At 30.7% G+C, this 13,411-nt stretch carries 10 protein-coding genes, 1 tRNA gene and 1 rRNA gene; all 12 read right to left on the bottom strand.

What is annotated here, in order from left to right:
* Positions 1-292: 292 nt before the first annotated feature.
* Positions 293-369, bottom strand: a tRNA-Ile gene (locus ACMCMH_RS06830).
* A 179-nt stretch (positions 370-548) separates the two neighbouring features.
* A 16S ribosomal RNA gene (locus tag ACMCMH_RS06825) occupies positions 549-2,066 on the bottom strand.
* Positions 2,067-2,482: 416 nt separating this feature from the next.
* Positions 2,483-2,953 (bottom strand): hypothetical protein, encoded by a 471-nt coding sequence (locus ACMCMH_RS06820; protein ID WP_412723940.1) that lies wholly within the window; start codon positions 2,951-2,953, stop codon positions 2,483-2,485.
* A complete protein-coding gene (locus ACMCMH_RS06815) occupies positions 2,950-5,148 on the bottom strand; it encodes an endonuclease MutS2 (RefSeq protein WP_412723938.1) in 2,199 nt (732 codons plus the stop codon). The genes ACMCMH_RS06820 and ACMCMH_RS06815 overlap by 4 nt, the downstream gene beginning before the upstream one ends.
* A 29-nt stretch (positions 5,149-5,177) precedes the next feature.
* The gene (locus ACMCMH_RS06810) at positions 5,178-6,512 is read right to left on the bottom strand and encodes an SLC13 family permease (protein WP_412723936.1); all 1,335 of its coding nucleotides are present in this window, start codon (positions 6,510-6,512) and stop codon (positions 5,178-5,180) included.
* 3 nt (positions 6,513-6,515) lie between these two features.
* Entirely contained in the window at positions 6,516-7,055 is a 540-nt protein-coding gene (mog, locus tag ACMCMH_RS06805; protein ID WP_412723934.1) for a molybdopterin adenylyltransferase, read from the bottom strand.
* Positions 7,052-7,531: a pimelyl-ACP methyl ester esterase BioV gene (gene bioV, locus ACMCMH_RS06800; protein WP_412723932.1), complete on the bottom strand. Its 480-nt coding sequence runs from the start codon at positions 7,529-7,531 to the stop codon at positions 7,052-7,054. The genes mog and bioV overlap by 4 nt, the downstream gene beginning before the upstream one ends.
* A 10-nt stretch (positions 7,532-7,541) precedes the next feature.
* Positions 7,542-9,062 carry an AAA family ATPase gene (locus ACMCMH_RS06795; protein WP_412723930.1) on the bottom strand — a complete coding sequence of 507 codons (1,521 nt, stop codon included), beginning with the start codon at positions 9,060-9,062 and terminating at the stop codon, positions 7,542-7,544.
* A complete protein-coding gene (mtaB, locus tag ACMCMH_RS06790; RefSeq protein ID WP_412723928.1) occupies positions 9,025-10,293 on the bottom strand; it encodes a tRNA (N(6)-L-threonylcarbamoyladenosine(37)-C(2))-methylthiotransferase MtaB in 1,269 nt (422 codons plus the stop codon). The genes ACMCMH_RS06795 and mtaB overlap by 38 nt, the downstream gene beginning before the upstream one ends.
* Before the next feature lie 12 nt (positions 10,294-10,305).
* Positions 10,306-11,940, bottom strand: a complete 1,635-nt coding sequence (locus tag ACMCMH_RS06785) for a mechanosensitive ion channel family protein (RefSeq protein ID WP_412723926.1) — start codon at positions 11,938-11,940, stop codon at positions 10,306-10,308.
* A complete protein-coding gene (gene aroB / locus ACMCMH_RS06780; RefSeq protein ID WP_412723924.1) occupies positions 11,940-12,971 on the bottom strand; it encodes a 3-dehydroquinate synthase in 1,032 nt (343 codons plus the stop codon). Before aroB ends, ACMCMH_RS06785 begins: the two co-directional genes overlap by 1 nt.
* A 23-nt stretch (positions 12,972-12,994) precedes the next feature.
* Positions 12,995-13,378 carry a YbgC/FadM family acyl-CoA thioesterase gene (locus ACMCMH_RS06775; protein ID WP_412723922.1) on the bottom strand — a complete coding sequence of 128 codons (384 nt, stop codon included), beginning with the start codon at positions 13,376-13,378 and terminating at the stop codon, positions 12,995-12,997.
* Between the last annotated feature and the right edge of the window lie 33 nt (positions 13,379-13,411).

The raw sequence follows: 13,411 nt of genomic DNA, 5'->3' as shown, positions 1-13,411 counted from the left end.
TACATATATTACAAGTAATATATGATTTAACACTTATGTTGTTATGATTATTCTTTAGCTACTATCTTATTAAATATAATAATTTATATATAATTAAATAGTATTATAAAATTGTATTTTTATTTTCTTTCTTAGAAAAAATAAAGACTTTAACAGTAAATTGTAAAATAACTCTTTGATTTTTTACGACTCGGAATTTAGTTCCTCGCTGCATTGCACTTTAGTGCTTAAAAATCAAATATAAATACTTTTTGAAGTACTTATATTTAACTTTTATAATCTTGATGTAATATGGTGGGCCTACCAGGACTTGAACCTGGGACCTCACGATTATCAGTCGAGCGCTCTAGCCAGCTGAGCTATAGGCCCATATTGCATATAGTTTCTATATGTTAATAAATATTTATAATTTAAAGATTATTATAATCTTTATAAACTAGATACAAGACTCTTCGTCTCCAGTTAGACTTTGCTAACTGAATTTAATGGTTTTGAGCCATCTATTATTTTCTAATGATTAATCAAACGAATGATTAATTATATCTTTGAAAGGAGGTGATCCAACCGCAGGTTCTCCTACGGTTACCTTGTTACGACTTCACCCTAGTTACTAAATCCACTGTGGAAGGTAGCTATTTTAGCATCCCCGCTTCGAATGAATTCAATTCCCATGGTGTGACGGGCGGTGAGTACAAGACCCGGGAACGTATTCACCGTAGCATTGCTGATCTACGATTACTAGCGATTCCAACTTCAAGTAGTCGAGTTGCAGACTACTATCCGAACTGGGAGATATTTTATGAGATTTGCTCCACTTCACAGTATCGCTGCTCTTTGTATACCCCATTGTAGCACGTGTGTAGCCCTGGCCGTAAGGGCCATGATGACTTGACGTCGTCCTCACCTTCCTCCTGGTTACCCAGGCAGTCTGTCTAGAGTCCTCAGCCGAACTGTTAGTAACTAAACACGAGGGTTGCGCTCGTTGCGGGACTTAACCCAACATCTCACGACACGAGCTGACGACAGCCGTGCAGCACCTGTATATAAGCTCTAGTAAACTAGCACTCTTCTATCTCTAAAAGATTCTTATTATGTCAAGGCCAGGTAAGGTTCTTCGCGTATCGTCGAATTAAACCACATGCTCCACCGCTTGTGCGGGTCCCCGTCTATTCCTTTGAGTTTTAATCTTGCGACCGTACTCCCCAGGCGGCACACTTACTGTGTTAACTGCATTACTGCTATGTCTAGCATAGCAACAACTAGTGTGCATCGTTTAGGGCGTGGACTACCAGGGTATCTAATCCTGTTTGCTCCCCACGCTTTCGCATCTCAGCGTCAATAATGTTCCAGTAGATCGCCTTCGCAATCGGTATTCCTTCTGATCTCTACGGATTTTACCCCTACACCAGAAATTCCATCTACCTCTCCCATATTCTAGGTCTGCAGTTTTGGAAGCAGTTCTATGGTTAAGCCATAGGATTTCACTTCCAACTTACAAACCAGCCTACATGCTCTTTACGCCCAGTGATTCCGAGTAACGCTTGCACCCCCCGTATTACCGCGGCTGCTGGCACGGAGTTAGCCGGTGCTTATTCATATGATACCGTCATTATCTTCTCATATAAAAGGAGTTTACGCACCGAAATGTGTCATCCTCCACGCGGCGTTGCTGCATCAGAGTTTCCTCCATTGTGCAATATTCCCCACTGCTGCCTCCCGTAGGAGTCTGGACCGTGTCTCAGTTCCAGTGTGACTGATCATCCTCTCAAACCAGTTAGGCGTCATTGTCTTGGTGAGCCATTACCTCACCAACTAACTGATACCGTACAGTCCCATCCCAAAGCTATAAATATTTCCCTTGCTTACTTATGTAATAAAGGCATATAGAGCATTACAAGTCGTTTCCAACAATTATTCTCTTCTTTGGGGCAGGTTAACTATATATTACTCACCCGTGCGCCACTTAGCTGACAATATTAGCAAGCTAATATCCGTTCTCGTTCGACTTGCATGTGTTAGGCACGCCGCCAGCGTTCACTCTGAGCCAGGATCAAACTCTCCATAAGTGTTACATAAATGTAACTGGTGTTTAATCTTGACTTTTAAGTATTTACCTAAAAATCACTAAGTCTATTTAAAGACTTAATTATATTATTAGTGTTTTCAGATTAAAGAGAGATTATTCATCTCTCGGAAAACTCTAAGTTTATAGACGAAGTTTATATTATTTTATATATAGTAAACTATATATAAAACTCTATTATTCTTCTTGTATCTAGTTTATAAAAATTACTTCGTAATTCTTTTAAACTTGATTTATTTATCAACATTATATTTTTTAAAGATCATACATTTTTTAAGCTTTTTAACTTCAAATCTCTTTGCGTTTGTCTGCTTGTTTTGTGGATGGGATTATAATAGGTTTTTTCTTTATTGTCAAGAGTTTTTTCTTAAAATAAGTTTAAATTTTTGAATTCTTTTTTTAGAGATTTATATTATCGATGTAAAGTAGTATATAAACCCTTTTATTACGATCTAAATAAACTTTTTTCTCTACTAATGAATTGTATTCAACTATCTCTTTGTTTGTTAATCTTTCTCTATCATAAGATTGATTTAAAGCTCTTCTTGCTCTTTTTGTGGCTAAATTTTTTTGATAAGTTTCTCCCTTATAATGCTTATTGGCTTTTCCAATTCCATATAATCTATAATCAACTTTACCTTTTATCCATAAAGGGATACTGTTTTCATCTTCTTCAATATTTATATTTGCTTTAATTAATCGTTTTATCTTTATATCTGCAAGTTTTTCAAATACTCCATGTGGATACTGTTCTTTATAAGACTTTAGAAGTTCTATGTCTGCACTGTTTTTTACTTCATCCCAATATTGTTTCTCAGGATTTTTAGCGAAAAGTGCCGATACCAATAATAATATAATAAGTGTTTTCATAATTTTATAACCTTTGCTCCAAAACCACCCTCTTTTGCCGTTGCATCATTATAACTAACAACACTAGGATGACTATCTAAAAATTCAGAAACAGCACGAGCTAATTTTCCTGTTCCTATTCCATGATACACAAGAACCTCATCAAATCCTGCCATTAAACTATCTGAAAGAAATTTATCTAAATTTTCAATTGCTTCATCAGCTCTTTGTCCATGAAGATCTAATTTAATATATCCAGATTCAGGTTTTTGCACTTTAATCTGTATACTTTTAGGTTTTGCTTTTGGTATATTTCCACTTCTTTGTAAACTACTCAAAGGTAACTGTAACTTCATACCTTCATTTGTTTCAACAGTGGCTTTTTTCCCTTTAATTGAGATCAGTAAACCTTTTGTATTATTATATTTAACTCTATCACCTACTTTTAAATTTAAAGGCTCTTGATTTTTTGATATTTTAATCTCTTGCTTTTGTTTATGTACTTTATTTAATATTTGATGTTGTTCTTTAATGTTATTTAGTTTTACTGCTTTTTTCACTTCATTAATTGCTTCACTAAACTCTTTTTCTAGTTTATTTTTCTGATGTACTATATCTGAATCCATTGATTCTTTTTTATCTTTTAATTGTTTTTCTAATTGTTTTGTTTTTTCAATCTTTTTATCTAATAATGATATTTTGTCTTTATATTCTCTCTCTAAATCGCTACTTCTTTGGATCAAGTCATTTAACTTATCTTTGTCATCTCCATAAACTTCTTTTGCTTTATTTACTACTCGAAGCGGAATATGATACCTTTGTGCTGTTTCAAACGCATACGACTTACCAATAGTTCCTTGTAAAAATTCATATGTAGGTACTCGTAAGTTTTCATCATAAATTGCAGCTATCAGCTCTACATTGTTATTGGCGGCTAACAATGCTGCTAATCGTTTGTGATGAGTTGTTACAATAATTTTAATATTTTTTTGAATTAACTCTTCAAGAATTACTTTAAATAAAGATGCGGCTTCATCACTATCTGTACCTAACTCTATCTCATCAACACCTACAATAGTATCATTTTTGCTAAATAACTTACTAAACTCTAACATACGGCCAGCAAATGTAGATATATCATTTTTAACACTTTGAGGATCATCTAATATGGCAGAGATATCTTTAAATGCTCCTATTTTAGTTGACTTATCACAAGAATATGGGATCAAATACTTAGACATATATACTGCACTGAGTATTGATTTAAGTAACATAGTCTTACCACCAGCATTCACACCAGTAATCATAATGACACTCTTACTAAAATCAATACTTACACTTTTAGCATTATGTAAAGCGGGATGTTTAAAATCAACTAACTTTTGAGATTTATTATTGGCTTTACTTGGAAGAATAAAATTAAAGTCATTTATCTTTGCAAACTCCAATCTAGCTTGATAATGATCATATCTGTCAAACTCTTTGTTAATAAATTTTAAAAACATAATTTGTTTAGCTAAGATAGAACTAAACTCTTTGGTAATTCGATAAACTATATCATCTTTTAAATTAACCAAATCAGATTGTTTTTGTTTTAGTTCACCAACACTATGAGGTAATACATAAAAAAAACCACTTTGACTTCTATCCATAACTTTACATTTTAATACATGATTAAAACCAGCTCGTACCATCAATGTTTGTTCACCATGAACTAAGTGTACCTGATGATCTACTAAATATGGCTGTAGGTTTTTACTGTTGATTACTCCGTAAAGTTTTTGTTTTATAGCATCTTTATTCGAATATAAATTAGTGTTTACCCTATCTAAATCTTCACTAAACCCATGAATCAATTCACCTTTTTCATCAAATGCATCTATAATATTATCTAGTTCTTTGGGAATAATAATTTTTTCTATCCAATTTGCAAGTTTTCCTGTAAAAGTAAACTTATGTAAATATTGAAAATAACGCAAAATCTTTACAAATTCATAAATCTCATATATTTTCAAATTTCCTTGTTTTTGCAAGTAATTCATAGGACCATTTAAAGGTTCAACTTTAGGAGGCGTTTTTAAAGAAAATGTATCTAACTCTTTTATAATGGAATGATGAATATTTATATCACCATCCAATTTTATATCTTTTTTTCTACAAAATAAAGCTTCTAGTTGCTCTATATGGTTTGTTATATCTAATTTTTTTACTATCATTTTTTATTATAGCATATATCTTAATACTCTTATATAAAAAATTGCCAATATACTAATGCTATTATTGTAATAAATGTAATTCCTAAAATATTAAATAAAAACCCATACTTCGCCATATCTTTTACTTTGACTACCTTACTACTCATAGCAATTGCATTTGGAGGTGTGGCAATTGGCAGCATAAAAGCGTATGAAGCACAAATAGTAGCCACAAATAAAACCAAAGTTATATCTAAATTTGCCGCTTGTCCCAATGAATATATAATAGGCAATGCAATAGATATTAAGGCTGTATTTGATGTAATTTCAGTCGTAAATGTAACCATAGCTGCTATAAGTAAAATCATTACAAATATTGGCAAATGTGTTAAAACCAATAAGTTTGATGCAATTTCTTGGGCTAAGCCAGTTGATGAAACTGCATTTGCTATAGAAAAACCTGCTCCAAATAAAAAGATAATTTCATAAGGAATTTTTTTTGTATCTTCCCATTCTAAAAATCCAAATTTTGGCAAAAACATCAATAATCCAAATCCCAATAAAATACCTTTTTCATTGATACCTAGTCCTGAATAGTATGGTTCTATTTTAGAGTTCACCAACAATAAAATAACTAGACCCAATAATATATATAAAAGTCTTTTTTGTTCAGAATTTAATAACATAACATCATCAAAACCTTTTTCAAGTTCAAAGTTTTTGATTCCTATAGATAATATAAAAGGGATAATAGTTAACATAACTATAGCTAAAGGTGCTGTGTATCCAATCCACTGAATAAAAGGTATCGCTTCTATTGAGTGTGTTTCTAAAAATCCTAATAAAATTAAGTTTGGAGGTGTTCCTATTGGTGTTACTATTCCTCCTATACTAGAGCCATATGCAATAGCTAAAACAAATCTCATTTTTAAATTATTATCACTTGTTAAAAATATGGCAATAGGTATAAGTAACAGTGCTGTTGTAGTATTTGATAAAAGTGAACTTAAAAAAGCAGAAGTAACTGCTAAAGAAAAAATCACTCCTCTAGCTGTTTTTGGGAAAATTGAAAGTAGTTTTTTTGCGATATATTTATGCAACTCCGTTTTTTGTGTTGCTATTGCAATCATAAAACCACCTAAAAATAAGAAAATAATAGATTTAGAGTAGTTTGCAACAGTTTCATTCGTACCTAGTATATCAAATGAAGGAAAAAGTATAATAGGTAAAAGAGAAACAACTCCTATAGGTAAAGCTTCATTTGTCCACAATACTACCAAAAAAACTACTAAAGACAAAAGTAAAGCGTGTTGTGTCGTAAAAAAACTACTTGCAAGAAAAAAAATAGCTACAGAGATACCAAAGGAAATAAGAAGCTTTTTCATAACTTATTTTTTCTTTGGTCTAAATGGTTTAATTACCTCTTCATCACACTCTAAAAAAGGACCTTCCATTAAATCAATACAATAAGGGATAGCAGGGAAAACAGCATCCAAACACTCTCGTATAGATTTTGGTTTTCCAGGAAGATTTACTATCAAGCTACTTCCTCTTAAACCAGCTGTTTGCCTTGATAAAATCGCTGTAGGAACAAATTTTAAAGACTCAGCTCGCATAAGTTCACCAAATCCTGGCATCATTCTATCACATACAGCTTCTGTAGCTTCAGGTGTTACATCTCTTTTAGCTGGTCCTGTGCCACCTGTTGTTACAACTAAACAACAATTTTGATTATCTACTAAATCTTTTAAAGTATCTTCTATGGTTTGTTGATCATCTTCTATACATCTGTAAACAGGTTCCCAAGATGAAGTTAAATAATCATTCATTGTATCTTCAATAGCTTTCCCTGAAATATCCTCATAAATTCCTTTACTAGCTCTATCTGATGCTGTTATGATTCCTATTTTCGCTGCATTTTTACTCATAATATATGTCCTTTATTTTTAATATAATACACTTCGCCAAACTCTCTAAAAAACTCCAATGCATTTTGAGCATTGATAATCTTATCTTTATCGCCTAAATATATTTCTAGTGTTATATTTTTATCTTTTAATATATCCATCTTTTTATGTGACCACTCATAAGATAAAAGTTCTTCTAACTCTTCATAAGTACCCATCTCAAAATATTTTTTTATATGTTCATCTGTAAAGCTTGCATTCTTTAAAAAATTTGAACAATACAGTTCTGCATCTTTTTTAAAATAGATCAACTGCATTCTTTTATATTTTTTATCTTTATCATTAAAATATGCAGGGGAAAATAATTGTAATTTATCTACTCGATTATCTGTATTTAATACATACTCTAATGCTTTTATAGCACCATAACTAAAGCCTGCAACTATAAAATCAGATTTTTCTCTATATTCATCAAATAAATTTTCTTCATTATCCAATGAAAATCCACTAAAATACAACTTCATCCTTTAATAAAATCTCTTGAATTTTCTTTAGTTCAACTAAATTTGAGATAATTTCTGTTTTTAGTTCATCTTTAATCGTTTGTATTAAATTTTCAACAGATTGTGACATTTTGTATTCATCTACCATTTTATGTGCAATTTTATATGCTTCTTTGAGTTCATCTTCAAAAACAACATACGATTCATTTTTAATAATCTCTAAAGCTACACTTCCCGCTAGATACTTTTTAATAAGATCTTTTAGTTGTGTTTTTGATGGATATATCAAATCTTCTGTAGAGATTGCATTGTCAAAAAGATTTACCTTTGTTTTACTAATAAATGCTTTTCCTGCTTGATATGTAGCTAAAATATCTTTTTGCTCTTCACTTAAAAGAGTTATTTGCTTTTTTCCAAACTGTATTTTTTGTTTTGCAAACTCCAAATCATCTTCAAGTAAACTAGTACCTTCCCTTTTTATCATACATAAAAGTGCTTCATTTACAAGTGTTGATAAAGCTGAACTGCTAAATCCACTTGTTTCATTTGCCAGTTTTTCAATATCTAAATTAATAGATTTACCCTTTAAGTAAAGTTTTAATATCTCAACTCGGTCATGTTTTGTTGGAAGTGTTAGAAAAACTCTCCTATCAAATCTTCCTGCTCGAAGTAATGCTTCATCTAGAACTTCTATCTTATTTGTTGCAGCTACTACCATCACCCCACTAGAACTATCAAAACCATCCATTTGTGTTAAAAGTTCATTTAATGTAGCTTCTCTTTCATCATTATTACCTATTCCTCGAGCTTTTCCAACAGCATCTATCTCATCAATAAAAATAATTGAAGGGGCGTTGAGTTTAGCAACCGAAAAAAGTTCTCGTACTCTTTTAGCTCCCATTCCCACATAAATATGAACAAAACTTGCTCCACTTTGATAAAAAAATGGAACCTCTGCTTCACCTGCAACAGCTTTTGCAATAAGTGTTTTTCCCACACCAGGAGGACCTACAAGTAAAACACCTCTTGGAAGAGACACTCCATATTTTTGATATTTTTTAGGATTATTTAAAAAGTCTACAACCTCTTCTAACTCCTCTTTTATCTCACTAATTCCAGCAACATCTTTAAAAGTAAGATTTGAAGTTGTTGCAGAGATGTGACTACTCTCTTCTTTTTGTTTGATAGTTGTTGAGTCATTATTTTGTGCTGTTTCATGTGCTATTTCAAGTTCTGAACTAAATTTATTTTTTGGAATTAATCCACGGATTCTATCTTTATACTTTTGTAAAGCAAAAGTCAAAATCAATAAAACAAATAAAAACCCTACTCCAACATAATAACTAGTTCCATGTATCACATTATCAGATTTTGTAACAGTGTATAAGAATAATACTATTAATACAATAGCAGATATACTCATGAGTTTTAAATTTTTATCTATATTTGAACCATTTGATTTAATTTCTTTTTTAGTATCATTTTTTTTAGAATTTGGAAACATTTTTATTCTCCAGTATTTCATAATTTTCTATATTTATCCAATCACCTATTAAGTCTGTATCACTTTGCACCTCAATAGTATTAAAAAACTGATCATACCCTGTGTAGATACCATCTTTTTTCGATTCAATTAAAACCTCTAAAAGTTTATGTTTTTGTCTGAAAAGTAAGTTTTTTTCTGATATTTTATTTTCCAATTCCCGTAGTCTTTGTTTCGCGATATTTCCATTTATCAAAGGACCCATTTTTGCACTAGGAGTTCCATCTCTAGGAGAATATGTAAAACTATGAATATGTGTAAGTGGAAATCTATCAATATTTTGCATAGCATCTTTCCACAATTCATCTGTCTCACCTGGATGTCCTACAATAAAATCTGTTCCTAAAGCATATCCCTTTGATGCTAAAAGTTCAAAAAGCTCTAAATCACTTTTGACTTTATTTCTTCGATTCATTATTTTTAACATATCTTTATTTGTATGCTGTAGTGCAATATGCATATGTTTACCCATCCAAGGTTCATCTAAAATCTCTTTAAATTCATCGGTTATTTGTATAGGTTCAACACTCCCTAAACGAATTCGCCGAACTCCTCTTATAAGTGATATTTTTTTGATAAGTTGCACTAGTTTATCTTTTTTGTTTGGAACACCTTTTTCTTTTCCATAAGAACCTACATTTATACCAGTTAAAATAAATTCACCAAAACCATTAATTGCAAGCGTTGTTATTTGTTGTAATATTTTATGTTCATCATAACTTCTTGAATTCCCTCGTACATAAGGGATAATACAATAGTTACATCTAAAATCACACCCCTCTTGTATCTTAACAAAAGCTCTACTTTTTCCTATCATTTTATCAACTATTGTATCATCAAGATGTTCTAGATCACCTGCTTTAAAAAATCGTGTTTCATTTTTTAACAAGGTATTGATATTTTCCTTTTCACTATGACCAAAGAGCGCATCTATCTTATTAGTTTTAAAAAGGTCTTCACCCTTTGTCCATACACCACAACCTGTAAAAATAACACGAGGTTGATTTGGCAATTTTTTTAAAGAATTAATATAATGCCTTGCTGTACTATCTGCACTATTTGTAACTGTACAAGAATTTATCACAACGACATTTGCTTCTTTTTCTTCTTGTGTCACTTCGAAATCTTTTAAATTATTCATCATAACTTGTGTATCAAATACATTTGTACGACATCCAAAAGTTTTAAAATATACTTTTTCTTTATTTATCATTTTTACATTCACCTAGTGTGTGTTTGGAACATCAAATAAACTTTTAGAACCATCAATATTTGGGATTAGATGTTCACCATCAACTTGTGCATTTCGTGAAACATTGATTGTTTGTGTTGGGTATGCTATTTCTATATCATCTGCTTCTTTAAACGCATCAAATATCTCCATACTTATAGTGCTTCGTAAACCTAAAGTTGCATGAGAATTAGTATAGTACCACGATGAAACAACGATACTATAAGGCTCAACAAAAGAAAAAATTCTTGGCTCAGGATTTGCACTTCTTAAAACATATTTTTTTCTCATCTTTTGTAGTCTTTTTTTTGTAAGATCTGTATATCCACGAGCATGTCTTTGTACTATTGCTTTTGCTAGTTCAACTGCTTTTTTATGATTTGAATCAAATGTAATGTGAATATCAATACCATCCCATACTGTTCTTAAACCATCAAAAGTATAATTTGCAATCATATCTGTAAAAATATAATTATTAGGTACAAAAATAACTCTTCCTGTTCTTCTATTTGTCATATAAGATGTAAGAGTAATATCTTCTCGAACTGCTATTTTAAAAAGTGTGATATCTAAAACATCTCCAACAATCTCTATACCGTCACGAACAACTTTAATTCTATCACCAACGCTAATAGCACCACTTGTCATGATTGCCATCCAACCAAATAAAGACATAAACCAATCTTTTAATGCAATCGCAATACCAGCAGATGCAAACCCTAAAATAGTTACCAGATAAGAAACATTGTCAATGTATGAAAACAAAAGTATAAAAACAATTATAACAATAAAGATAAAATTGATTAATTTATTTGAAGTATAATGTTTATCATCATCATCAACATATTCTTTTACAGCTCTTTTAACTCCAAATGTAATCAAAAATAAAACCACTATAATAATCAATAATTTTACAGTTCTCCAAATCTCTTCAGAAATAGTATCTTTTACCTCTTGTGTAGTTTGTCTTACTTTCTTTCGATATACCTCTTCAGTTGTTGATACAATATCAACAACCATCATAAAGTTTTTAAGTTCTAACTCTAAAGTTTCTTGTTCTTTTTTTAAATTCTTTTCATTTGTAAGGGTATATAACTCTTTGATGATGTTAAGTTTTATTGTTAATTTGTCAACTAATTTTACAAGTTCTTCATTGATACTTTTATAGTCTTCTAAGTTTGAATTTAATATTTGCGTATAGGATAATGCTTCAATGATAGAAAATGGATTTGTAACTGTAGGTACTTTTTCAATAGCAGATGGAGTAATTTGTTTTCCAATAGGAGAATCTTTATATTCACTTATAAACTCTAGTTCATTTTCTTTAATTCTGATTTTATTGTTCAATTGGTAAGAGAGTTCTTTATATTTCTCCCCTTTCCATCTACCATATTTTTTGGCATCTTTTTTAATTTGAACAAGCTCTTTTTCAATCTCTCTATATGTTAAATAATTGTTATATCTAGTAACCCAAATATTTTTTTCTAAATCTTTATTAACTAAATTTAACTCTTCATATAATTCTGTGAGTCGTGTAGATTTATCTATACTTTCTTTTGTTATATCTACTCCTGAAGCATTTATAACCATTAAAAATAAAAAAAGTAAAATTTGTACATTATTTTTCATTAAAATACTCGCAATACTTCAAGTATATCATTTTTAGAAACCTCATCTGTGATTGTACAATCACCTAGACCTTTAGCTAAAATAAATTTTATTTTGTTGTCTAAACTTTTCTTATCTAAAAAGAAATGCTCATAGAAATCTTCTACATCATTAACTGTATATTGAGTTGGTATATTGTATTTTTCTAAAAGTGTTTTTACTCTTGATGATTCATTTTCAGTCATAAGACCTATTTTCACAGACACATCATTTGCCATACATATACCAATACCAACAGCTTCTCCATGTAAGTATGTATCATAATTTGTTTCATTTTCTATCACATGTCCAAAAGTATGACCATAGTTTAAAGCAGCTCGTAGTCCTTTTTCTTTTTCATCTTGACTTACCACCCAAGCTTTTGTTTCTACAGATTTAGCAATTGCAACTTTTATATTTTCAGAATCACTTAAATCATTGTTTTCTAGCCATTCAAAAAAATCTTTGTTAAAACAAACTGCCATTTTTACTATCTCTGCAATTCCTGCTGAAAATTCTCTTTTGGGTAAAGTTGTTAGAAAAAAAGGATCTATATATACAGCTTGTGGCTGATGAAATGCTCCGACAAGATTTTTACCAAACTTATTATTCACACCAGTTTTCCCACCAACACTTGCATCAACTTGAGAAAGTAATGTAGTTGGTATTTGGATAAACTCTATTCCTCTTTGATAAATACTCGCAGCAAAACCTGTCATATCTCCTATAACTCCACCGCCAAATGCGATTAACAAAGAACTTCTATTTAACTTATGTTCGAAACAGTGTTCCAAAATATCTTCTATTGTTTTCATGTTTTTGTACTGTTCACCATCGGGAATTGTTACAACACTTAAGTCTTTTATATCTAATTTTGAAAGTAAATACTCTAAATGCAGTTTAGAAATAGTAGGGTTCGTTACCACTACTACTTTTTTATTTATTGTTAATGTTTGAAGTTGATCAATCGTGATGTCATATGCAGTGTCGGGAAGAGTTATATTTACAATCATGTGTTTTCCATAGTTAAATTTTATTACTCTATTTTAGCGAAAAGTGACTGTAACATATCTTTTATATTTTCATCTATCCTTTTTGGTTTTCCATCTTTTGCTAAGACAAGTGTGACTTCTGTTTTAAAAATCAATCTTTCATCTTTTTTTATCTCTTGAGTCATGATAAATGATGCTTTTTTTATCTCTTTTATTTTTGAGACTACTTTCAAAACATCAGAGAAATAAGCACTACTTATGAAATCACAATCCATCTTTCGTACAACAAAATGAGCTTCATCAATAATAGGTACTAAATTCTGAGAAAAAAAATATTCACTTCTTGCTCTCTCGCAAAACTTTAAATAATTTGCGTGATAAACTATACCACCTGCATCTGTATCTTCGTAATATACCCTTATATTCATACCCTAACTCCTTTTTTAATTATAATATTTCAT

Origin of the sequence: Arcobacter sp. 15-2 (assembly GCF_047159865.1) — a bacterium.
GTDB lineage: Bacteria > Campylobacterota > Campylobacteria > Campylobacterales > Arcobacteraceae > JAIOSF01.
Note: the sequence above shows the minus strand (reverse complement) of the source record. Positions and strands in the feature narration are given on the sequence as shown.